Origin of the sequence: Flavobacterium lacisediminis (genome assembly GCF_025909975.1) — a bacterium.
In the GTDB taxonomy this organism is placed as follows: domain Bacteria; phylum Bacteroidota; class Bacteroidia; order Flavobacteriales; family Flavobacteriaceae; genus Flavobacterium; species Flavobacterium lacisediminis.
Window position 1 is genome coordinate 366,929 of sequence record NZ_JAPCIO010000003.1, and the last position, 25,005, is coordinate 391,933.

The following is a 25,005-nucleotide window of genomic DNA, read 5'->3' on the forward strand; positions in this document are numbered from 1 at the left end:
ACTATTTTAATTTAGAAACTATTTGCTTAATATCTTGCTCTTTATTTTTTGGATAAATCAACAATACATCGTCTTTGTCAACTATAATGTAATCAGTTAAACCATCAATCACTACTAACTTTTTCCCTTCAGTTCTGATGATATTATTAGTTGCATTTTCTAAGTAAACGGTTGCATTTACAACTGCATTTTCTTGTTCGTCTTTTGGTAATTTATCATATAATGAACCCCAAGTTCCTAAATCGTTCCAATCGAAAGTAGCAGGTAAAACGTAAACATTCTGCGCTTTTTCCAAGATTGCATAATCGACCGAAATATTTTGAGCTAAAGGATAATTATCTTTAATAAAAGCCGCTTCTTTTGGTGTATTTAAAGCTTCATAACCATTCATGAAATGCGCAAACATAACAGGCTGAAACTCTTCATAGGCTTTTAAAACAGTTTTGGCACTCCAAACAAAAATCCCTGCATTCCAAAGGAAATTTCGGCTTTGAATGAATTTTCTTGCTGTAGCATAATCTGGTTTTTCGCGAAATTGTTTTACTTTTTTAATTGGTCGTGAGTCTAATTTATCAAATTCGATATAACCGTAACCAGTGTTGGCAAATGTTGGTAAAATTCCCAAAGTCATTAAGTTTTCATCGCGCTCACAAAAATCGAAAGCGTGTTGCAAATTAGAACAAAACTGTACTTCATCTTCAATCCAATGATCTGATGGCGCTACTACCATAACTGCATCTGGATTTTGTTTTTTTATTTTCAACGAAGCATACAAAATACAAGGCGCAGTGTTTCGCATTACAGGTTCTAAAATAATCTGCTCTTGTTTTACCATTGGCAATTGTTCTAAAACAATGTTATTATAATCTTCATTCGTAAGAATTAAAATATTTTCTTTTGGAATAATTTGAGACAAACGAGTAAAGGTTTTTTGAATCAACGTTTCTCCAGTTCCTAACATATCGTGAAATTGCTTAGGAAATTCAGTTGTACTCACAGGCCAAAAACGAGAACCAACTCCACCAGCCATTAATATTGCGTAATAATTTTTGTTCATTTTTTGAAAGATTTTTTTATTGCTTTTCTAATTCGGCAACAATTCTACTTCAGCATTGGGTTGAAACAAATACAATCGTCCAGAACTTATTTCTAAACATTCATATCGCTTAACACGTAATGCTATTTTCTTAAAAATTTTCCCATTGTGAATTCTAAAATGACTTCCCATCGGAATTTCAAAGATATAATTTTTATCGGTTTCTTTTTGGTCAAATTGCTTTAATGCGATAGCTAATTTTGCATCAGTATCACTACTTGCTTTCGGATTTCTAAAATGTTTCGCAAGTAAGGGCAATAATTGATTTGGAAATATTTCCGGACGAATAAACGGCACCATCATGCGTTGAAAAGTGAGTTTCCATTCGTCGCCATGCGGTTTTATGTTTCGACCATATTTTTCAAATGCTACCAAATGGGCTATTTCGTGAATTAATGTGATTAAGAATCGGTATTTATTCAAACTTGCATTCACTGTAATCAAATGATAACCTTGCGCATCTTTTCGATAATCACCATGACGCGTTTGACGTTCGTTGACAATTTTAAGATGCACATGATTTGCTTTGATTAACTCAAAACAATGATGAACTGCATGTTCAGGAAGGTATTTTTGTAAAACTTCGCTCATTATAATTTACCAATACGTAATTTGTCTCTTCCAAACATATAACTTTTCACCATTAATATATTTTACTTGTTCAATCCAATTATAATTTTTATCAAAAACATATTCGAATTTACAAGTTGTTGTAACAATATCTCCAAAAGTATCTGTTTCTTTTAACTCGATAAGATTATTTTTATCATATTTATAACTCAATTTTCTCTGAATAATGAGATCATTTTTGGGGAATTTTATACTATTTATTTTTATGTCTTTCTTATCAAATAAAATATCAGATTTATCCGTTATAAATTTTCTATTTATATAAATCTCTTCTGTTTTTCTACCTCTATTATCATATTTATATTCAATTAAACTAGTCAGAGTATCGTGTGCAGTGGTTACAATTGAACATTCAAGCAATCCTTTATTTGAATAGTAATATTTTGTTTTACTACCTAATTCAACTTGATTTTCGTCTTTAGGTTTATTTTCATAAAGCCATGTTTCTTGAAGATTACCTTTTTCATCATAAAAATATTCTTCTTTTATTTTATCTCTTTTTACATTTCCTAAATAAACCGAACTAGACCCATCATTATGATATTCATAAACCCAGTAATCTTGGCTAATTTTCTTCTTTTTCCTTCCAAATTCATCATAGACAAATTTTAAGCCTCCAAGATGCCCTTCATAATTAAAATTATTCGCTTCAATTAAATTTTTACTCTTTTTGTCATAAACATAGTAATCATATCTATACACCTCCGGAGTGTCTGAATAATATACCAGTTCAGAAATTAAATTACCATCATATCTATTATAACTATAATTTGTAACTTTAAAATCATCCAAATCATAAAATTCTTTAACTTGAACTAGTTTATCGTTTTCGTTGTATTTGTAATTATATGATCTTACTGTATCACCATTTTTATAAAACCAATATTCAAAAGTTGCTTTTCCTTTTTCATCAAATTCTTTATAATAATTCAAATAATGCACAAAAGAAGAATGATACCAATTACTATAAAATCTACTTTTAGTATAAATATTACTCATAAAACCACTATGACCATAATCTCCATCAACACTAAAGAGCCTATAATTTTGCCTGTCTTTGTCTAAGAAAGTTAATTCTTCCCTAACCGATTTCACGTTTCCATAAAGAGTGTCTTTCAATTGAGAAAATGAAAAATTTATCCAAAAAATGAAAAATAAAAATGAAATAATGCTTTTCATATTTAAGGAGTTGAAGATGAAACTTGCAATACTTTTCCGTTGTAATATTTGTTTCCGGTTAAGGCGAAATTAAAGATGTAATCTGCCATTTCTTTCGCTGAAAGTGGTGCTTCGTAACCCGGAAACGCTTCTTGTAGCATTTCGGTATTTACAGCTCCAAGTGCTAAAACATTAAATGAAATTCCTTGTTCTTTGTATTCTTCTGCTAATAATTCTGACAAGGTAATTACAGCTCCTTTACTTGAAGAATATGCAGCTAATCCAGCGAATTTCATACTTCCTTGTATGCCGCCCATAGAACTAATTGTTACTACATGACTTCCTTTTTCCATGAATGGAATACAGATTTTTGTTAATTCGGCAACAGCAAAAACATTGACTTTGTAAATGTTTTGAAATTCCTCTGAAGTAATTTGTGTAAATTGTTTATGCAACAAACTTCCTGCGTTGTGAATTAAAACATCTACTTTTTTCCAAGTTCTATTGATAAAATTTTCCACTTGAAGCAATTCTTCTGGATTTGAAATATCAATTGACAAACACGTAATATTTGGATTTTCAATTAACTCTTTTGGTGTTTTTCTGGAAATCGCCAATACTTGATGTCCGGCGTTTGCAAATTGCAAAGCTAATTCGTAACCAATTCCGCGAGAAGTTCCAGTGATGATGATATTTTTACTCACAATTTTATTTTTTTTGTGTACGTTAATCTTCGATTTCAAAGTGATTATTTTGTAAAAATAGGAATAAAAAAAATCCCGAAGAAATTTCGGGATTTAGATTAACAAACTAAATTATACAATAGCAACAATAACCAAACCTATTAGAATATATAACAACAAAAGCAATAACTCTAATTTGTATTTATCTATGGATGAAAAAAGTTGTTTCATGACAAATCATTTTAGTTGGATTTCCACATACTAGAAACATTTAAAGAACTTCCATCTGAACCTCCGTGTACAAAAATTTCGCCATTAAATAGAGTTGCTTGATGATAACAACTTGCCGGAAAAGGATTTGAAACCTCAACTTCTGACCAATTTTTACCATCTGTAGATTTTAGGATAGTATTGTAATAAGAATTCGAATCGCGACCTCCTAAAATATAGAATTCATCATTTTTTACTACTAATTGATGTCCGTAAATAGGTTCAAATCCTGATATTACTTCTTGTGTCCAATTGATTCCATCTGAAGAAGATTGAATGTCTCCATAGGTATTTCCGTCACCATTACCACCGCAAATCCACATTTTATTATCGTAAACAAATGCTTTATGATGACCGCGTTTTTCAAATGAAGTTAAATCTTCCTCTTCTGTCCAAGTAACACCATCTGAACTCGACCAAACATCGTTGTGAACATTCGTGTTATTTCCGCTTACACCTCCAATTAACCATAATTTACTATTATAAACCACAACATCAAACGCATAACGATTTCCAAAAGCAACGTTTGTAGTTTCTTCAACCCAGTTTACACCATCGGTAGATGAAAAAACATCACTTCGCCCATTACCATCATATCCACCGATTATCCATAATTTACTATTAAAGACAATACATTTATGATAAGATCTTGCTGGAATTGCATCTCCAGTTGTAGTTACCGAATTCCAAACAATTCCATCAACACTATTTAAAACTGTGTTAGTAATAGTATTGGAATCATTAGTTCCGCCAATTATCCATAATTTATTATTAAATTGAATCATTTGATGTCCTCTCAAACCTAATGGCAATGAACCAGAGGTTGAAACTTGAGTAAAACTCATGTTGTCATTTGTTTGATTGTCATCATTATCACTACAAGAGCCAAGAGATAACGTTACTGCAACCAATACAATCGATTTTAAAAACTTTTTCATACTACTAATTTTTGATTATTTTTTTAATTCCATTTCCTTCTTCAGAATGAATCATTACTAAATAAATTCCAGCAGATAGCTCATTAATATTATAAGATTCTTGACTTTCAAATGTTTTGATAACTTGTCCTTGAAGATTTAATACTTCTACCTTATCGATTGAAATATCGGTATTCAATTGAAATTGAGTATTTATTGGATTAGGATATACTGAGAATTTATTATTTAATTGAAAATCGTTTGAAAATAATAAGGCTGTGTAATCAAAAACTTCTGCATATCCTCTTGAAGCATTATAAGGTGCTCCTACTGCAATTTTGTTTCCATCATTAGACAATGAAACCCCAAATCCAAATCGATCCCCGTTAGTATTTCCTAAAACATCAGCACCTTGTTGCGTCCAAACATTTGATACTAATTTATAATACTCGGCTAACCCCCTAAATGTACTTCCTCCTCCAGAATAGCCACTTGATCCCACAACAATTGCATTACCATCACCTGAAATCGAAATTGACTTCCCTAAATTTGTTCCAGAAGTACCGCTCCATCCAATAATATCTTGCCCTATTTGAGACCAAGAGGACCCATTATAATTGTAAACTCTTGCTATTCCTTGATCTCCTATTGTTCCATTATACAATGGTGTTCCAATTGCTACTCTTGTTCCTGTATTTGAAATACTTACTGCACTTCCAAAGGCCATATCTACTTGAAACCCATCAATATCTGCGCCCATTTGTACCCAAGATGAACCATTCCAATTAAACACTCTCACGTGTCCTGCATTTGAACCTCCAGCATCATTATATCTTGCACCAACTGCTAATTTTGTTCCATCTTGCGACATAGAAAGGGCTACACCAAAATTATCAGATGCTGCTTCACCATTTAAATCAACTCCTCTTTGTACCCATGCTGAACCATTCCAAGCGTACACTCTAACATGTCCAGAATTTGCACCGTTACCATCGTTATTATGAGCCCCAACAGCAATTACACTTCCATTTGAAGAAATAGAAACAGATACACCCGAATTATCTCCGGCTGCTTCCCCATTTATATCTGCTCCCACTTGTGTCCAAGCAGAACCATTCCATTGATAGACTCTTACATGACCAGAATCTGTTCCGTTACCATCATTCAAATAACCACCAATAATAATTCGAGTTCCATCTCCTGAAATAGCAACAGCTCCCGCATTATCACCATTCACTTCTTCTGCAATATCGGCACCTAAAACATTCCAAGCTGAACCATTATAATCATAAACCCTAGCATATCCTCCAAAAGCAGAAGAAATGGTATTATCAGAACTTCCAACAACATATCTATTTCCATTTGACGATATAGAAACAAATGCTCCGAATAAATCTCCCGTTACAGCACCATTCATTGTCGTACCTAATTGAGTTTGTGCACTAAAATTTTGTGCCAATAAAAAACAAATTGAATAAAGTAAAAATCTTTTCATAATTATTTGATTTTGAATTATTATAAAACAAAACAACAAATTATATTAAAGTGGGAATTTTATAAATGAAAAGTGGTTGGTATTACTTATTAAATGAATTGTAAAAGAGGAAAAGTGGTCGACAAGAAGTTGTAATTGTAACTGGATTTCAATTTCAAGTAAATTAAATATTTTACATTTGTTATCATAAGCAACAAAAATGCATTTTAAACAACTTTATATTTTCTTATTATTATTCACGCAAATTGCTCTTTCTCAAGAACCTTATCACGTTTCTTTTGGAAGAAAAGATGGATTGCCTTCATTAAATATTTACCATTCACTACAAGACAAAAATGGTTACCAATGGTTTGCAAGTGATTTAGGAATTTTAAAATATGATGGTTATTCGTTTTCCTTATTAAGTACTGAAGATGGATTAGCTGATAATGAAAATTTTAGCTGCTTTCAGGATTCAAAAGGGCGTATTTGGTTTCTCGCATATAATGGTAAAATTTCATTTTTATTAGACAACAAAATCTTTAACGAATCTAATTTTGCTCTCTTAAAAACCAATCAAAAAAACGGCTACATTTCGCGTATTTCTGAAAACACAAAAGGGGAAATCATTGTAATTTATTCTAATGGTAATGTTAGAATTTTGAACTTCAAAAAAAACACAAATACCTTTATTAATGGAAAACAAATCATATTACATTACATCCAAAACAATATAGACTACTTCATTAATCCTACCGGAATTCACAACAACAAGTTTAAATTAATTAAAAAATTACCTCAAAAAAAATTAAACGGATTTGTAATCGTACGCTCTATTCTTAAGGACAATACGCTCTATTTTTCACACCTAAATGCGATTTATACTATCAAGAATAATGTTTGCACCAAATTATTTGACGTTCCTGTTCCTGAAACTGGCATAATTAGTTTGTCTATAGATAAGGATAACAAAATTTGGGTTGGCACACGAAACGGTGTTTATGTGAATGATTTAAACAACCTAAAACCAAATTTTGAAATTTTCTTTAAAGAAAACGCTATTTCAAGTGTTCAACGAGATTTTGAAAACAGAATTTGGATTACAACTCTTGATAATGGACTTTACTATATTCCAAATACAACAGCTAAAATATTAAAATCCAACACTAATGAATCGTTAATTTCAACTTGCTTAACTAAAGATGAATTTGGAAACTTATGGTGTGGAACGGCTAATGACTTGTTCTATAAAGTTGATAAGTCAAAAGATCTTAAAAGTTTTGATGCTAAATCAAGCATCCAATCTAAAAACTATATTTTTCAGATTTATTTTTCAAATAAAAATCAATACATCATTGGAAAGCACGCAATTTTAATTCAAGGTGAAAAGAATAAAAACATCCCATTTATTGGCGCAAAATCGATAGTTGAAGATGAATTTGGTGATTTATGGATTGGTGCCAATTATCTATTAAAAATTCCAAAAAAAGAAATTGACAAACTTTCTAATTATGATCTTTATTCGTTTGACAAAAGAGTTGTTTTAAAGGAACGAACTAATTCATTAATTAGAAATGATAAAACCATTTGGGCAGGAACAAACAATGGCATTTATAAGATTGTAAACAACAAACCAATTTATTTATCTGAAAACTATCCGAAAACCCAAACCATAATTTCAAAATTATATTTTGACAAAGCAACGAATTTACTTTTTGTTGCTACTAATTCTAATGGATTATTTGTTTTTCAGAACGACAAACTCATCCAACATTTTACCAAAAAAGATGGATTAAATAGCAATATTTTATATTCAATTAAAATAGGATTTCGCCCAAATTCATTACTTATTAGCACTAATTTAGGCGTGAATCAAATTACTTTTACTAATGGAAAATTCACTTTTGAAAACTTAAACAAATTCATTGGTATAGAAAATCTAAAAGTTAACGATACCGAAATTATTGAATCCAATTTATTCTTGGCTTCAGATGATGGTTTGCTATATCTCGATATTAATTCCTTACAATCGAGTACAATAATTCCAAATCTAAAAATCGAAGAATTCTTAGTAAATGGCAAAAACACAGCTATGAAACCCGAATTATCGTTTCGATATTCTGAAAACGATATTAGCATAAACTACACTGGACTTTCATTTAACTCACAAAAGAACATCACCTACTTTTTTAAATTAGGCAAACAAAACGAAAAATGGAGTACCACAAAAACACGTCAAATTAATTATCAAGGATTAGAACCCGGTGATTACGAATTTCAAATTTATGCTACCAATGCTTCTGGAGTAAAAAGTAAAATTGAAAAAATAGCTTTCACTATCCGAAAGCCTTTTTGGAAAACCTATTGGTTTTTAGCAGTTCTATTTGGTGTTTTTGGATTGGCATTTTTTATTATTTGGAAAAAAAGGATTCATAGTTTAAATCAAAAATTTGAAACAGAGCGCCATCAAATTGAAATGGAACGCGACAAAGCCAATCTAGAAAAACAAATGATTGAATTGGAACAAAAAGCGTTACGAATGCAAATGAATCCGCATTTTATTTTTAATGCTTTGAATACGATTAAAGGCTATTATTCGGAAGGAAATGATGAAAAAGCGGGAGATTATATTTCGAAATTTTCGATGTTGCTTCGTATGTTATTAGAAAACACCGAACAAACAATTCCATTAGGAACCGAAGTGAAAATGCTAAAATTGTATATTGAATTGACTCAAATTCGCTATAAAAATGTTTTTGATTATGACATTTCAATTGACCCGAAAATCAATTTAGAAGACACTGCAATTCCAACCTTACTATTACAACCTATTGTTGAAAACGCGATTATTCATGGCTTAGCTCCAAAAAAAGAACATGGTCAACTTACCATTTCGTTTACCAAAAATGAAAAATCGCTTTTATGTCAAGTTATTGATAACGGAATTGGAATTAAAGCATCATTAGAAAAACAAAGGCAACGCCAACACGAATCAAAAGCAATTTCAATAACAAAAGAAAGACTAGCCTTAATAGAAAATGAAGAAGCGACTGAAGTGATTTTTGAAATAAATGAAATAACAGATAGTTTAGGAAATTCATCTGGAACGAAGGTAATTATACAAATTCCATATAAAACCATTTGGTAATGAAAACAATTATAATTGAAGACGAAATACAAGCAATTTCAGCCTTAATGGCCGATATAAATCGCTACTGTCCAGAATTAAAAGTCATTGGAACTTCTGGAAGTGTTGATGAAGCCATTCAGTTAATAAAAGAGAACAAACCTGAATTGGTTTTCTTAGACATTCAATTAACAGACGGACTTGGTTTTGAAATTTTAGAAGCGTTTCAAAAAGGTGAATTTCATGTAATTTTCACTACAGCTTATAGTCAATATGCGATTAATGCAATTAAATTTAGTGCTTTAGATTATCTATTAAAACCTATAAATGGCGATGAATTAAAAGCAGCTGTAGCCAAAGCAAAAACCATAAACTCCTCCGAAGTTCAGGTTCAAATTGAGAATTTTATTAAAAATCAATCGCTTCAAAATCAAAATAAGCGCATAGCATTACAAACTTCTCAAGGTATTTTTATTCATGAAATAAAATCCATCTTAAAATGTACTTCAGAAGGAAATTACACACACATTCACTTCATCGATGGAAAGAAACTACTCATTTCAAAGCCGTTGAAAGAATTTGAAGATTTACTTTGTAATAATGGTTTTGAGCGCATACATCATTCACATATAATCAACCTCAACCATCTTACCAGTTTTATTTTTAAAGATGGAGGCTATGTGGTAATGAGCGACAAAAGTTCGTTACCCGTTTCCAAAAGAAAGAAAGCGAGTTTATTAGAAATTTTGAATCGAATGAACGGAATTTAATTCAATTTAATTTCTTTTTTAGACGCATTAATCATTTGTTCTAAAACCGGAATTGTTTTTGAAATTACATTGGTCATGTGTTTCGTATCCATCAATTCAAACTCATCATCAGGTTGGTGATAGAATTCAAAATTTTCAAAATCAAATGTAGAAACGGTTTGCGCCGGCACATTAAACTCGGTGAAAAATGGATAATTATCTGAAGCTCTGAATAGCATATATTTTGTTTCAATTGGTAAATATCCGACCAATTTTTCTCCAGCATATTCGTTCATTTTGGTTGCCATATTCGATTTTCCAAAACCTGTTAGATAGAAATCCATTCCTTTGTCTTTCATTGGCACACCAATCATTTCAAAATTGAACATGAAATACAAATCCATTTTTTGTTCTTTCAATTTGGCTGCCAAATGTTTCGAACCTAAAAGGCCTTTTTCCTCTGCAGAAAAGAACACAAAAAGAATACTTCGTTTGTTGTTTTTAAACTTGGCAAAATATTTAGCTACTTCAGTCACGGCAGTTGTTCCAGTTGCGTTGTCGTTTGCGCCATTTACAATTACATCGCCATTAACACCATTTTGCAACATTCCGATATGATCATAATGCGCTCCGATTACCACAAACTCATTTTTCAATTTTTTATCGGTTCCTTCTATATAACCTACAATATTAAAAGCCGGTTTGTCAAAATTCGATAAGGTATCGCGATACGTTTTAAAATAAGGCTTTACTCCATTTTCTTTTAATAGATTTTCTAAATAAACCGCAGCTTTCTCAATTCCTTCGCTACCAGAATCTCTTCCTTCTAATTCATCCGAAGTTAAATAAGACAAGGTTTTAATTACATTTTCTTCAGCAACTTGATAGTTTACCTTTGAAATATTTTTCGAAGTAACATTGGTTTGTGCATTCAATGACAATCCAACAAAAGAAATTAGTAACAAGAATTTTTTCATAGCATGTAGTTTTAAGTAAAAATAAAAAAATCCCGAATAAATCGGGATTTTGTATGATAAATTTAACACTTATTATGCTAACATCGTTACTGGATTTTCCATAAACGCTTTGAACGTTTGTAAGAATTGAGCTCCTGTTGCTCCGTCCACTGTTCTGTGGTCGCAAGCTAAAGTAACTGTCATTGTGTTTCCAACTACGATTTGTCCGTTTTTAACTACTGGTTTTTCAATAATAGCACCAACAGATAAAATAGCAGAATTTGGTTGGTTGATAATAGAAGTAAACGATTGAATTCCGAACATTCCTAAGTTAGAAATTGTAAACGTACTTCCTTCCATTTCAGCTGGTTGAATTTTCTTAGATTTTGCTTTTCCAGCTAAATCTTTGACGTTAGCACCAATTTGAGTTAAACTCATTTGGTCTGTAAATTTCAATACTGGAACCATTAATCCGTCTTCAACTGCTACTGCAACACCAATATTCACGTGGTGATTGATTACCATTGCATCTTCTCTCCATTGTGAATTTACTTGTGGATGTTTTTTCAATGCCATCGCACTTGCTTTGATTACCATATCATTGAAGGAAACTTTCGTTTCTGGCAATCCGTTAATCATATTTCTTGAAGCAATAGCATTGTCCATATCTAACTCGATAGTTAAATAATAATGCGGTGCTGTAAATTTAGATTCTGATAATCTTCTCGCAATGGTTTTACGCATTTGCGAATTTTTGATTTCTTCTTGGAAAACTTCTCCTGCTGGAACAAATGGTTTCACAGCTGCAACTGCACTTGTAGCTTCTGCAACGGCTTGAGTTGGAGTTGCAACGGCAGATGGAGAGAAATTCTCTACATCCGATTTTACAATTCTTCCATTTTCACCTGAACCTTTTACTTGAGACAAGTTGATTCCTTTATCTTGCGCAATTTTTTTAGCTAATGGAGAAGCAAAAACTCTACCTGAAGTAGCTTGTTCTGTTACTACAACTGCTTGAGCAACTTCTTTTACTTCTTCTGCTTTTGGAGCTTCAACAACAGCACCAACTTTATAATTAGCCGCAATTCCTGAAACGTCAGTTCCTGCTGGTCCTAAAATTGCTAAGATGGTATCTACTGGAGCAGAATCACCTTCTTGTACTCCGATATATAATAAAGTTCCTGCATTAAAAGATTCGAATTCCATAGTAGCTTTATCCGTTTCGATTTCAGCTAAAATATCACCTTCTTTTACAGTATCTCCTACCTTCTTTAACCAAGTTGCAACTGTACCTGTTGTCATGGTATCAGACAAACGAGGCATTGTTACTACTTTTACACCAGCTGGAATTTCAACTGCAGCAGAAGTTGGTTTTGCTTCTTCAACTACTTTTTCTTCTTTAGTTTCAGTAGCATTACCTCCACTTAATAAAGCCGAAATATCTTCGCCTTCTTTTCCAATAATAGCTAATAAAGAATCCACTGGAGCTGATTGTCCTTCTTGAATTCCAATGTGTAATAAAACACCATCATGAAATGATTCAAACTCCATTGTAGCTTTATCCGTTTCAATTTCGGCTAAAATATCGCCAGTTTTGATTGTATCACCCACTTTTTTTAGCCAAGTTGCTACAACTCCTTCTGTCATCGTATCACTCAAACGGGGCATTGTTATAATTTGTGCCATAGTTCTTATAATTTATGTGGGATGAAAGGATAATTTTCTTGTTCGTACACTACATCATATAACTGATTTACTTCTGGGAACGGAGAATCCTCTGCGAATTTTTCACATTCAGCTACTAAATCAGCTACTCTTTGATCGATTGTTTCGATTTCAGCTTCTGTAGCGTAGTTATTTTCTTTGATAATATCAAGAACTTGAGTAATTGGGTCGATTTTTTTGTATTCTTCCACTTCCTCTTTTGTTCTGTATAATTGTGCATCAGACATTGAGTGTCCTCTGTAACGGTAAGTTTTCATTTCTAAGAAAGTTGGTCCGTCTCCACGACGTGCTCTTTCCATAGCTTCATGCATAGCTTCTGCTACTTTCACTGGATTCATTCCATCAACTGGTCCGCAAGGCATTTCGTATCCTAAACCTAGTTTCCAAATATCAGTATGGTTAGCAGTTCTTTCTACAGAAGTTCCCATAGCATAACCGTTATTTTCAACGATGAATACTACTGGTAATTTCCATAACATTGCCATATTGAAAGCCTCATGTAATGAACCTTGACGCGCAGCACCATCTCCAAAATAAGTTAAGGTAACTCCGCCAGTATTGAAATATTTATCAGCAAAAGCAATACCTGCCCCTACTGGAATTTGTGCTCCTACAATTCCGTGACCTCCATAAAAACCATGTTCTTTAGAGAAAATATGCATAGATCCACCCATACCTTTTGAAGTACCTGTAGCTTTTCCGTATAATTCTGCCATAACTTTTCTTGGGTCTACACCCATTCCAATTGGCTGAACGTGGTTACGGTAAGCGGTAATCATTTTATCTTTAGACAAGTCCATTGCGTGCAAAGCCCCAGCTAAAACTGCTTCTTGACCATTGTATAGGTGCAAAAATCCTCTAACTTTTTGTTGGATATAAACAGCTGCAAGTTTATCTTCAAACTTTCTCCAAAATAGCATGTCTTCATACCACTTTAGGTAAACTTCTCTTGTAATTGGTTTCATTTTAGTTTGTTTTTTTAATACAATTGAATTGTGAAAGGCATTATTTATCAATCACAATTTTACGAACAGCAAAAATACTACATAGAACCTGATTGAAAAAATTAAATTCTACGATTTTTGTATTTTTTATAACAAAATCGATAAAAAAAGTTACGAAATCGTTATAGATGATTTTTATCGAAAACCAAAGGCAGTAGATTTTTTAATGAATCTGACTTATAAATATCGCCTTTTGCTCCCATAAAGAAAATAGCAATTGGAATATCTTGTTTGAATTCGTATTCTGCGATTGCTTGCCTACAGCTTCCGCAAGGTGGAATTGGCTCTTCTAAATCTCTATCTTGCGGAGATGCCGTAATAAACATTTTTACAATTTTTGCATCTGGATAGGTTGCCCCTGCATAAAAAATTGCTACACGCTCAGCACACAAGCCTGAAGGGTAAGCTGCATTTTCTTGATTTGAACCTTGAACTACAATTCCGTTATCCAAAAGAATAGCTGCACCCACAGTAAACTTTGAATAAGGTGCGTAAGCTTTACTTCTAGCTTCTACCGCTTGCATCATTAATGTTGCCTCCTCTTGAGATAATTCTTCTTTTAAAAGTACCGAAATGGTCGTGTTTATTGAAATTTGCTTCATATGTAAGGAAAAAAAATCCAAATTCTAAAATAAGAATTTGGATTGTTTATTAATTTATTTTTTGTTTAAAGTTCATCGTATTTATCACCAAAATTAAAGGTAAGTGAGAAACGCAACGTATTTTCTAATGGATTTTTCACTGTTGAAGTAGAAAACAAATACGACACATCAATTTTGACAATATTATATTTGAAACCTGCTCCTAAAGTAAAATACTTTCTTGCTCCTTTTAATTCATTTTCATTAAAATACCCCATTCGCAATGCAAATGAGTCTTGATACCAATATTCTGCACCTAAAGCCCAAGTAAACTCTTTTAACTCTTCAGAAAAACCATCAGGAGCATCGTTAAATGATTTAAAAATACCACTTACCCAACTTGTTTTTCTATATCTACTATTTGCTTCTGCATAATCAGAACTATCAATATCTCCATCATCATCAAAATCTTTAACTTCTTGAGGTGTTGGCACTAATAACTTAGTAACTTCAGCACTAACACTAACCTTATTATATTCATCAAAAATAAAATCAAAACCTCCACCAAGACGCATATTTGCAGGTAAGAAATTATCATTTAAATCATCATTATCATAACTTATTTTTGGTCCCATATTTTGAAAATTGAAACCAGCTCTCCATCTTCCATTAAAATCATCATACGCAACTTCTTCAGATTGATAATAACCTGCAATATCAACTGCAAAAGTTGAAGCTGAAGATGCATCTGTACTTGCGTCAGCAATTTTTAAATTTGAACGAATATATCGACCTCCAACTGCCATAGAAAATCTTTCGCTTAGTTTTAGCGAATAAGAACCATCTAATGCTAATTCATTTGGATTTACAGTTCTTGGAATTTCATTAGGATCACCTGTTTCTCTTAATTCAATGTCTCCTAATCCAAAAAAACGGAAAGAACCAGCAAAAGCACTTCTTTCATTAATTTTATTATAATAAGTTAATTGACCAAGTGAAATATCGTTTGCAATACTGGTAAGATAAGGCGTATAACTCACAGAAAAACCTTGCTTATCTAAAGAAAAAGCATACTTTGCTGGATTATATTGTTGTGAAAAAGCATCAGTAGATGTTGCTACCCCCATATCAGCCATACCCGCAGAACGCGCATCAGCAGCTATAAGTAAGAATGGAACTCCTGTAGTAATAACACGATTATCTTCTTGTGCTTTTGCATATTGACTAACCGCTAAAACGGCTAATAATAAAGCAATTTTTCTCATTTTTTTCATTAATATTAATTTGACAAATATAGTATTTTATTATAGGATTACAAGTTTCTCGAATTTTTCTACCGATTTACCTGTTGTTGTTGACCGAACTGTTAGTTTGTATACATAAACGCCTTTTCCTATCTTATCACCAAAATCATCTTTCCCATCCCAAGTAATTTCTCTACATAAAAAACCATCAGTTATAACTTGCTGGTTTATTGTTTTTACTAATTTCCCAGAAATAGTTAAAATTTGAACCTGAACATCTAAGGGCTCAAATGGCATATTATGGCTAAACCAAAATTCGGTATAACTCACAAACGGATTAGGATAATTCAATACTTTTTCAATACGTAAACCCTCATCTGAACAAACCGCATTAAACTGAATTTCTGCAGTTACTAGATTGTTGTATACATCCCAGGCTTTAAATAAAATTGTATGCATTCCTGGCGTTAAATCTCGGAATGGAAATCTTACTTTTCCAGTTGTATAATCATCATTTTCTGTTTCATAATACTCATTCAACACATACGGATTAGATTCGTCACCATCTAAAATAGCCACTATATCGTGACCAATTCCACTAGCCGTATTGATCCCATTTTCATCTTTCAAAATAGCAATCAAATAAGGCGAACAATTTGTAATTCCGCCAGAAGCAAAACTTTCGTCATTCATATACAATTGCACTGTAGGCGGATTAGAATCTGTAGGAGCATTTACGTTAACACCTCCAATTTGGATTGTTTTATCAAAACCTGTTTGATTATCTAAATTAGGCGCATCGCGTTTAGCATAAAAACTAATCTTTCCATTTCCTACTGGCACTCTAATATCTTGAGGCACCACAAAACTAAACTCAAACTGACCATTAACCACCGAAGCATTTCCTCTAAAAACAGTTTCTCCTAAAGTTACAAAATTCATTATTATAAGTCCGCTTCCATTAGTAACACCATTATTCCCCAACGTACTTCTGTTAATATCTTTGTCAAAAATTTGCACAGCTAAATCACCATTATAATTTGAAATTACTGCATCATTTTCATCCCAAACCTCACCTGTAATTTTAACTAAACTCAAGGCTTGCAATACTGGCAATGGCTGATTTACAGGAACATCATTTACTTTTGTTAATACAACTTTAGGTCTAGGAATCGCAAGCTTAACTGCAGGATCACCAATAAAAGAAACTACTCTTCTATTATCAGAAGTTGTTGCTAATTTTGTTAATCGAAGCGCTTCTGAAATTGTTGGATAATTTGTAGAACCAAATGCATACAAATATTCGCTCAAATAATTATTCATCACAAAACCAGTTGTTACACCAATTTGCCGGGTTGTAGCTGCTAAAGCAATTGCTCCACCGCTTTTATTCCAATACATATATTCACCTCCGGTAAAACGGTTTGGATCATCAAAACGTGTGAATTCGCAAGTTATTGTAATAAAAAGTGGATATCTGTAACGATTGGTCAAATTTTGAGCGTCAATTTTTTCAAATAAACGTTCCCTAGCTAATGCTTCCTCATTTCCATGACCAAAATAATTAAACACTAACGCACCTTGCTCCAAAGCATCTAAAAAATCATTTTTCGCTTCAGGATAACGTTCACCACCAGCTGCCACTTGTTGGATATAAGCATCGGCATGTATTTTTTTGACATTTACAAAAGGTTTTTGTGTTGTTAATGTATTAGCCAAATTATCCAATCCAAACTGAAGCGTGGCATCGGTTGTATTATCAGCATCATCTGAATAGATTACATAATTATTTCGCCATCTACCATAGGATTGCTCATCATGATACTCCACTACTTTATCCACCATTTCCTTAGCTTGACCAATATTAGAAACCAACATTCGCCCAACAGCAATATCAATCCCGTCAAAACCACCATTCATTTGTCCTTCACCACCATCCATTAATCCATAAAAATCATCCGACATAAATGACGAATACAATGACATATTAGAAATATTATTGATATCAGAAGAAAAAGGATTGAAACCATGAAAAACAGGAACTATATTAGTATTACTAAAAAGTCTGCTTTTATAATCGTACGAAGCATCCCCAAATAGATTTACATATTTAACTCTCTTGTCTGGTACTGAGGCATTCCAATATACATATTTAATCAAATTACGAATAGCCGCAATATCTTGCTTACCAGAGGAAAATTCTTGGTAAATTTTTTCCAACGTAATAACTCGTACACTTAATCCCGAATTATTTCTATGAAAATCTGCCAAACGTTCAGCTTGAGTAATTAAGAATTGAGGAGTTATAATTAAATAATCAATATCTTGAAAATTACCTTGATTATTATTAAAAATTGTCCCTTTTATGTTTTGGTTTTGAACTACACTATTAGCTTCCTTCAAAGGGACATAAGTATCTGACAAATCTAGTGCAACATATTTTCTCTGATTACCTAAATTTACTTTGAAAGAAAAAGTAGCACCCGCAGTATTCTCATACTTAGCAACATTTGATAAATCTGTTACATCCCAAACCTGAGGAATATTAGCAGCCGTTGTAATGGTATATTGCCCTATTCCAACATTATTTTGTTCGTCATTATTAAAAAACGAAAATTGTTTACCAAAACCAACAAGGTTACGTTTAGAAGAAATTTTAATAAAATCTAAATACCCATTTGAACTAGGAACACCTCCATTATTGTAAGTCAATTTTACACTAATTGTGTTTGAAGTAACAGAAATAGAATTATTAATTGCAGACTCATAACCTTCAACACCACTAAAAGCAACTAAAGCTGGAAAATTTATAGATCCAATATCCTGATTATTCACTTTAAAAGCAAATGATGAATTCCCAAAAGACTTAGAAGCTGTATTTACATAAATAGAAATCGGTGTTACATTATCTAAATTTGGAATAGTAAAATCAAAAGTTTGTTCATTTGTAATATTAAATTGCTCCCCAAACCATCTTCTACCTACTTTACCAACGTTGACTAAATCTTTTTCATAATATAAAACATCATCAAACTTAGAAAAATTAAGAGTTGGTGTTCCTGATGGTTCTGTCGCTAATTGAATTCTTTTTCCTGCTCCACCAGAAGACGTTACATAATAATATGACTTGTCGGCAAATAAATTCACACTAGTTAAACTTTCCGTATTCCAAGTATCGACTCCCTCGGCATAAAATAAAATATAGTCATTGTTATCAAAAACACCATCATCTTCACCCGAAAACTGAATAGCATTTTCAACTAAATCATCAGAATAAGGCAAGGAATTATTCAAAGGCAACATCCTACCTCCATTTCCATAAATTTTAATATTTCTAGGATCAACATTTACATTGAAACCTAGGCTTTGCAGAAATGATTTAGAAATTTTATAAATACCCGATTTCTCAACATAAAAGCGATACCAACTTCCAGTTGCCAAAACGGAATTAGAAATAGATTGAACTACATTTGGATTTTGATTTCTGTTGGATTGAGTATTTTGAAAAGAGTAAGAAAATGAAATAACTCTTTTATAAATATTAGCTTCTTTAATGATTGGACTAACAATAAGCAACCCTTTATAATCATCACGAGCACGAACAACTTCTAAAGACGCCTGAATTTTATTTGGAATAAGCGATTTATTTAAATCGAAAAGTTCAGATTCAGTCATGGTTTGATAAATCACATTTGAAATAACAAGACTTGAAGAATTAGTAAGAGCAGAGACAGAAACAATTTTTCTATACTGAATTTTCTTCAAAGGAATATCAATATCATAAAACTCTAAATCAAATTGCGGTACTTTTATTGTGGCTTCCCCAATATTATAATCCACGCTCGAATTCCAATTAATCGAAACTTTCTCCGATTGCTGAGCTTTAGCAAACGTAAAATAAAATAAAAACAAAAATAAAGTAGTCTTTTTCATTAGCTATAAAACGTGATTAACACCTATATATTACAAAGAGAAAAAAAATATTTAGTTTATTCTAATTTTTTACAATAAAACTTAGCTTAAAACGTTGTAAGAGAAAGGATTTTAACATAACATTAATTTTTTTTTACAAAATTTTAAAAACATGTTGCATTTTAATTCATAATTATTATCTTGCGACACTAAATTTATTACCTACTAAAGTATGAAAATTAAGAAAATTATGGCTTTAAAAGTGTTAGTAGTATTAGCACTGGCATTAGGTTTTACTGGTTGTAGCAAAAAAGGAAGCACAAAAGGTGGTTCTACTGCTACGGGATGGAAAATCAATGACAAAAAAGGTGGATTTCAGTTTAACGACAAGTTTAAGCAACAAGAAACCCCTCCAGGGATGATCTCAGTAGAAGGTGGTACTTTTACAATGGGTAAAGTACAAGACGATGTTATGCATGATTGGAATAACTCTCCAAATCAACAACACGTACAATCTTTCTTCATGGATGAAACAGAAGTTACAAACAAAATGTATTCTGAATACTTATTTTGGGTAAAAACTGTATTTCCTCCAACAGAAGAAAATTACAAACATATCTACAACGGAGCAATTCCAGATACTCTAGTATGGAGAAATCGTTTAGGTTATAACGAAACGATGACTAACAACTACTTAAGACACCCAGCTTACGCTGACTACCCTGTAGTTGGAGTTAACTGGATTCAAGCTGTTGAATTTAGTAAATGGAGAACTGACCGTGTAAATGAGAATATTTTAGAGCGTGAAGGTTACCTTAAAAAAGATAACAAAATCAAATTAGGTTCTGATGTAACTGCTGAAAACTCTTTCAGTACTGAAACTTATATCAATACTCCATCTAAATCATTTGGAGGTAATGAAGAAGTTGTATTGAAAAAAGAAATGGGTGGAGGTAGAAGACCAGCTGCAGATACTGCTAAAAACGTATATGCTCAAAGAAGTTCTGGTTTAATTTTACCAGAATACAGATTACCAACAGAAGCTGAGTGGGAATATGCTGCTGTAGCTTTAGTTGGAAACAGAGAATACAACATTTACAAAGGACAAAAGAAATACCCATGGAGTGGTCAATATACTCGTTCGTCTAAAAGACAATACAGAGGTGACCAATTAGCCAACTTTAAACAAGGTAAAGGGGATTACGGAGGAATTGCAGGTTGGTCTGATGACGGAGCTGACATTACTAATAAAGTAAAAAGTTATGCACCAAATGATTTCGGATTATACGACATGGCTGGTAACGTAGCTGAGTGGGTACAAGACGTTTATAGACCTATGGTTGATGATGAAGCAAATGACTTCAACTACTTTAGAGGTAACGTTTATACTAAAAATAAAATTGGTGAAGATGGAGTTGTTGAATTAGTAACTTCTGACAACATTACTTACGATACTTTAAGTAATGGTAGAATTATGGCTAGAAATTTCCCTGGTCAAATTGCTCAAGTACCAGTTGATGAAAACGAAACTTATTTAAGAACTCAATTCTCAACTTCTGATAACAGAAATTATAGAGATGGTGATAGACAATCTACTCGCTACTATAAATTTAACGATTCAGAAGAAGGAAGTGAAGGAGGAAGTGAAGAAAAATTCAGAATGTACGAAGCTCCTAAGCACTCTATTTCAGCAGATAGCTTAGGTAAAATGAATAAGAAATTTGATAAATCTAGCAAAAGAACTACATTAGTAGATGACAATGTTAGAGTTTACAAAGGAGGTTCATGGAGAGATAGAGCTTACTGGTTAGACCCTGCTTCTAGAAGATTCTTCCCTCAAGATATGGCTACAGACTATATCGGATTTAGATGTGCAATGTCTAAAGTAGGTCCTAAGTCAAACAAAAAGACTCCTAGAGGAAATCCTAAAAAATAATTTTCATACAAAATACTTAAAAAAGCCCTTTCGTTTGAAAGGGCTTTTTTTTATCTTCGTTTCGATTTAAAAAAACACACATGATCACAATCGCCTCTTTACATACTTTGTTTTTAAATTGCTCTAGTGTTTCAATAGACACTCGTAAAATAGAAAAAGACTCACTATTTATTGCACTTAAAGGAGAAAACTTTGACGCTAATACTTTTGCAAAAGAAGCCTTAGAAAAAGGGGCAAAATATGTGATAATTGACAACCCAAAGTATCAAATAGACGAGCGTACTTTATTAGTTGAAGATTCCCTTACATCATTACAAGAATTAGCAAAATTCCACAGAAGCTATCTTGGTTTACCAATTATAGCCTTAACGGGAAGTAATGGAAAAACAACTACTAAAGAATTAATCCATGCAGTGCTTTCAAAAAAATACAATACATTAGCAACTATTGGCAACTTAAACAACCATATTGGAGTTCCGCTTACATTATTAAGATTCACAAAAGAAACCGAAATTGGTATTGTTGAAATGGGTGCCAATCATCAAAAAGAAATCGAATTCTTATGCCAAATTGCAAAACCTGATTACGGCTATATCACTAATTTTGGCAAAGCTCATTTAGAAGGGTTTGGTGGTGTTGAAGGAGTAATCAAAGGCAAAAGCGAAATGTATGATTTCCTAAAAAGCAACAACAAAATTACATTTGTAAATCTAGACGACACGATTCAAAAAGAAAAAACTGAAAAAATAGAGAGATATACATTTTCAACAAATGATGAAAATTCAGATTTAAAAATCTCAAAAATTGAAGCCAATCCAATGGTGACTATTTTTTTCAATAATCAAATCATTAAATCACATCTTATCGGAATTTACAACGCTAACAATATCAATGCTGCGATAACAATCGGAAACTATTTTAAAGTTTCAGAAGATTTAATCAAAGAAGCAATTGAAAATTACATTCCAGAAAACAATCGTTCACAATTAATTGAGAAAGATGGGAATGAAATTATTTTAGATGCTTACAATGCAAATCCAAGCAGTATGTCGGCCGCCATAGCAAATTTCATACAATTAGAAAAGAAAAACAAAATTGCGATACTAGGAGACATGTTTGAACTAGGTAAGGAAAGCCTGATTGAACATAAAAAAATCATTGAAATTTTATTTAATGAAACTAATATTAATACTTATTTTATTGGAAAAGATTTTTATAGTAATCGCATTAATAATTCACACATGAACTTCTTTGAAGATTTTGAGACATTTTCAGATTTTTTAAAGTTGAACCAACCAAGTAATAGTTTACTTCTTATTAAAGGATCCAGAGGAATGGCATTAGAACGAATTTTAACTATTATCTAAAAAACAAAAAGAGCTGCACTAGATTGACAGCTCTTTTTTTATAAGTTTTAGCTTAATAATTTGATGAAATTAGTTTTAAAATAATTGATTCTTTATTTGTAACCAATTTTATGATAAACAACTCCCCTTTTCCATAGTTAAAGTTTACATCAATTCGCATTTCTTTACCATAGTAAGCGTCATTATCTTTAAATTCATAAAGTAAAACCCCTTTTGAATTAAAAATTTGAATTTCAACACTTGAGTAATACTCAAATAAATAATTTAAATTAATATAATCTTTAAAAGGATTTGGAGAAACTATAATATTTAAACTTTCAGCAACAGGAGCTTCAACTTCAATATATTCTGGTATAGCAACTCTTATTCTACATTTGTCAAATCCTCTATTAATTGCATCAAGGGCAGCATTAACATTTGAATGTGAAATTCCTCCGATATTTTCTCCTCCAAGTGCTTTATTAGCTAAGGCAAATAAATTTCCAACAGTAGCACCGCCATTTAAACTTAGATAATCAATTATACCTTGCGGAATATTGAAAACTTGAATGGTTTCCATATTAGGAATATTTGAACCACACTCTACTGAAGCAGCAGTAGCAAAACTTGATTCAAGTTCGAAAAAAGCTAATGATGAATCCATTTGAATGTTAAAGAATAGAGTCATCGTTTGACTTAATAAATTATTATTGATAGCTCCTTTTTTAGAACCCGTAGCAGTTAATGGATCGTTATCTGACCAAGTTGAAAAAACATCGTATGTTGCAAATCCAGATAATTTTCTTGGAGTTCCACCACCAGGTAGCATTTTATAAATTTTATTATCCTTCGGTCTAACTACACCTGTAACATCAGATAATTTTAGTTGAAAATAATTCCCTGTATTTGTACTTCCAAAATTATATAATCCTCCTACCTGATTAAGTGCATTAACCATCATAGTATGTGAATTGACAATTCCATAATCTGGAGTACAACCTAAACCATTATAATTACCATAAAAACCCTGAGTATAGGTACAATGCCCATCCTCACAAGGAATTGTCTGAATTGTAATTTCACAAGTTGTAGAACAACCGTTAGAATCTGTAACAGTTACAGAATGTAGTCCTCCACTTAATCCTGAGGCAGTCGCAGTTGTTTCATTGTTATCCCACAAATAACTATATTCACCTATTCCACCTATAACATTAACAGTTGCAGAACCATTTAAACCGCCAGCACACTGTTCATCACTATTTACATCAATTGAACAACTTAACTTATCAGGTTGACTAATTACAGCGCTATTCTCTGCTCTACAACCCCCTGTAGTTCCGTTGGCATCAGTAATTATTACACTATAAGTCCCAGCTATTAAATCAGTCAAATCCTGATTACCTTCTTGACCTATTGGCACCTGTCCACCATTTGTAGCTGTCCATGCATAAGTATAAGGAGGAGTTCCTCCAGAAGGAGTTAAATCAATCGAACCTGTTCCCTCACCATAACACAATACATCAACATCGCTTATTATACTAGATAAGGCGGCTAGAGGCTGAGTAATTACAATAGGCTCATTATTATTACATGAATCACCATTTGAAGCATCAGTAACTGAATAACTATAAGTTCCAGCAGGTAAATTATCGAAAACTACACTAATAGCTCCTGTATTTAATGGCCCCTCTGTTCGGTATGGAGCTACATCTGGAGCTCTAAATAAATTAACGGTATATGGAGGTGTACCACCTTGTGCTACGACTGTAATACTACCCGTATTTGCTCCATAACAAAGTACTGGAGTCATAGTATTTTCACAACCAATAGTACAGTTATAAGACAAGGCAAATGTTGCAGAACAGGAAGATTCACATCCGTTTTCATCTTTAACAAACCATGTAACAAGTACTGATGTTTCTACAACACCTGGAACACCTAAAGTTGGATTCAAAGGAGCATTACCAGCAGGTGGTTGTGCACTATTTGGTTCATAATCATAAGTAATATTAATTACTTCAAGACTTGAATTTAATGTAGCAAAAGAACCGAACCATGTATTGAAACTAGAATTTGTTAAAGCTTGAGCTGAAGTCGCAGACACACCACATTGCACTAAGTTATCCATTGAATCATCAGGACAATCTACAATTGGAAGAGCATTTACGGTTACAACTGCTCCATCACTATTGGTACA

At 32.3% G+C, this 25,005-nt stretch carries 17 protein-coding genes; 4 read left to right on the plus strand and 13 right to left on the minus strand.

Translation table 11 applies throughout. From position 1 onward, the window contains the following. Position 1: 1 nt before the first annotated feature. The 6 genes from OJ995_RS06940 to OJ995_RS06965 form a co-directional block, all read right to left on the minus strand. Complete coding sequence (locus OJ995_RS06940; RefSeq protein ID WP_264368751.1) at positions 2-1,057, minus strand: mannose-1-phosphate guanylyltransferase; 1,056 nt, start codon at positions 1,055-1,057, stop codon at positions 2-4. Between the two features lie 27 nt (positions 1,058-1,084). Then, complete coding sequence (locus tag OJ995_RS06945; RefSeq protein ID WP_111567004.1) at positions 1,085-1,687, minus strand: SprT-like domain-containing protein; 603 nt, start codon at positions 1,685-1,687, stop codon at positions 1,085-1,087. Positions 1,688-1,693: 6 nt separating this feature from the next. Then, positions 1,694-2,905 carry a hypothetical protein gene (locus tag OJ995_RS06950; protein WP_264368752.1) on the minus strand — a complete coding sequence of 404 codons (1,212 nt, stop codon included), beginning with the start codon at positions 2,903-2,905 and terminating at the stop codon, positions 1,694-1,696. Positions 2,906-2,907: 2 nt separating this feature from the next. Then, on the minus strand, positions 2,908-3,591 hold the full coding sequence (locus tag OJ995_RS06955) for an SDR family NAD(P)-dependent oxidoreductase (protein WP_133609510.1): 684 nt from the start codon (positions 3,589-3,591) through the stop codon (positions 2,908-2,910). A gap of 218 nt (positions 3,592-3,809) precedes the next feature. Further along, positions 3,810-4,775: a Kelch repeat-containing protein gene (locus OJ995_RS06960; RefSeq protein ID WP_264368753.1), complete on the minus strand. Its 966-nt coding sequence runs from the start codon at positions 4,773-4,775 to the stop codon at positions 3,810-3,812. A gap of 4 nt (positions 4,776-4,779) precedes the next feature. Next, the gene (locus tag OJ995_RS06965; RefSeq protein WP_264368754.1) at positions 4,780-6,249 is read right to left on the minus strand and encodes a T9SS type A sorting domain-containing protein; all 1,470 of its coding nucleotides are present in this window, start codon (positions 6,247-6,249) and stop codon (positions 4,780-4,782) included. Between the two features lie 199 nt (positions 6,250-6,448). On the opposite strand from OJ995_RS06965, the gene OJ995_RS06970 reads away from it, so the two are divergent. Together OJ995_RS06970 and OJ995_RS06975 are read left to right on the plus strand one after the other, a co-directional pair. Continuing rightward, the gene (locus OJ995_RS06970) at positions 6,449-9,376 is read left to right on the plus strand and encodes a sensor histidine kinase (protein WP_264368755.1); all 2,928 of its coding nucleotides are present in this window, start codon (positions 6,449-6,451) and stop codon (positions 9,374-9,376) included. Further along, entirely contained in the window at positions 9,376-10,125 is a 750-nt protein-coding gene (locus OJ995_RS06975; RefSeq protein ID WP_264368756.1) for a LytR/AlgR family response regulator transcription factor, read from the plus strand. The genes OJ995_RS06970 and OJ995_RS06975 overlap by 1 nt, the downstream gene beginning before the upstream one ends. Here the strand turns inward: OJ995_RS06975 and OJ995_RS06980 are convergent. The 6 genes from OJ995_RS06980 to porU form a co-directional block, all read right to left on the minus strand. Beyond that, the gene (locus OJ995_RS06980) at positions 10,122-11,081 is read right to left on the minus strand and encodes a M20/M25/M40 family metallo-hydrolase (RefSeq protein WP_264368757.1); all 960 of its coding nucleotides are present in this window, start codon (positions 11,079-11,081) and stop codon (positions 10,122-10,124) included. The genes OJ995_RS06975 and OJ995_RS06980 overlap by 4 nt on opposite strands. 72 nt (positions 11,082-11,153) lie before the next feature. Further along, positions 11,154-12,746, minus strand: a complete 1,593-nt coding sequence (locus OJ995_RS06985; protein ID WP_264368758.1) for a dihydrolipoyl dehydrogenase family protein — start codon at positions 12,744-12,746, stop codon at positions 11,154-11,156. A 5-nt stretch (positions 12,747-12,751) separates the two neighbouring features. Continuing rightward, positions 12,752-13,750 carry a pyruvate dehydrogenase (acetyl-transferring) E1 component subunit alpha gene (gene pdhA / locus OJ995_RS06990; RefSeq protein ID WP_133609496.1) on the minus strand — a complete coding sequence of 333 codons (999 nt, stop codon included), beginning with the start codon at positions 13,748-13,750 and terminating at the stop codon, positions 12,752-12,754. Positions 13,751-13,911: 161 nt separating this feature from the next. After that, a complete protein-coding gene (gene cdd, locus OJ995_RS06995) occupies positions 13,912-14,391 on the minus strand; it encodes a cytidine deaminase (RefSeq protein ID WP_264368759.1) in 480 nt (159 codons plus the stop codon). A gap of 65 nt (positions 14,392-14,456) precedes the next feature. Beyond that, positions 14,457-15,635 carry a type IX secretion system outer membrane channel protein PorV gene (gene porV / locus OJ995_RS07000; protein WP_264368760.1) on the minus strand — a complete coding sequence of 393 codons (1,179 nt, stop codon included), beginning with the start codon at positions 15,633-15,635 and terminating at the stop codon, positions 14,457-14,459. A 39-nt stretch (positions 15,636-15,674) separates the two neighbouring features. Beyond that, positions 15,675-19,547, minus strand: coding sequence for a type IX secretion system sortase PorU (porU, locus tag OJ995_RS07005; protein WP_264368761.1), 3,873 nt, complete (start codon positions 19,545-19,547; stop codon positions 15,675-15,677). A 211-nt stretch (positions 19,548-19,758) separates the two neighbouring features. Between porU and gldJ the strand changes: the two genes are divergently transcribed. Continuing rightward, complete coding sequence (gene gldJ, locus OJ995_RS07010; RefSeq protein WP_264368762.1) at positions 19,759-21,462, plus strand: gliding motility lipoprotein GldJ; 1,704 nt, start codon at positions 19,759-19,761, stop codon at positions 21,460-21,462. An 83-nt stretch (positions 21,463-21,545) separates the two neighbouring features. Further along, positions 21,546-22,829 carry a UDP-N-acetylmuramoyl-tripeptide--D-alanyl-D-alanine ligase gene (locus OJ995_RS07015; RefSeq protein WP_264368766.1) on the plus strand — a complete coding sequence of 428 codons (1,284 nt, stop codon included), beginning with the start codon at positions 21,546-21,548 and terminating at the stop codon, positions 22,827-22,829. A gap of 52 nt (positions 22,830-22,881) precedes the next feature. Here the strand turns inward: OJ995_RS07015 and OJ995_RS07020 are convergent. After that, on the minus strand, positions 22,882-25,005 hold a 2,124-nt coding region (locus OJ995_RS07020; protein WP_489886096.1), incomplete at its 5' end, for a T9SS type A sorting domain-containing protein.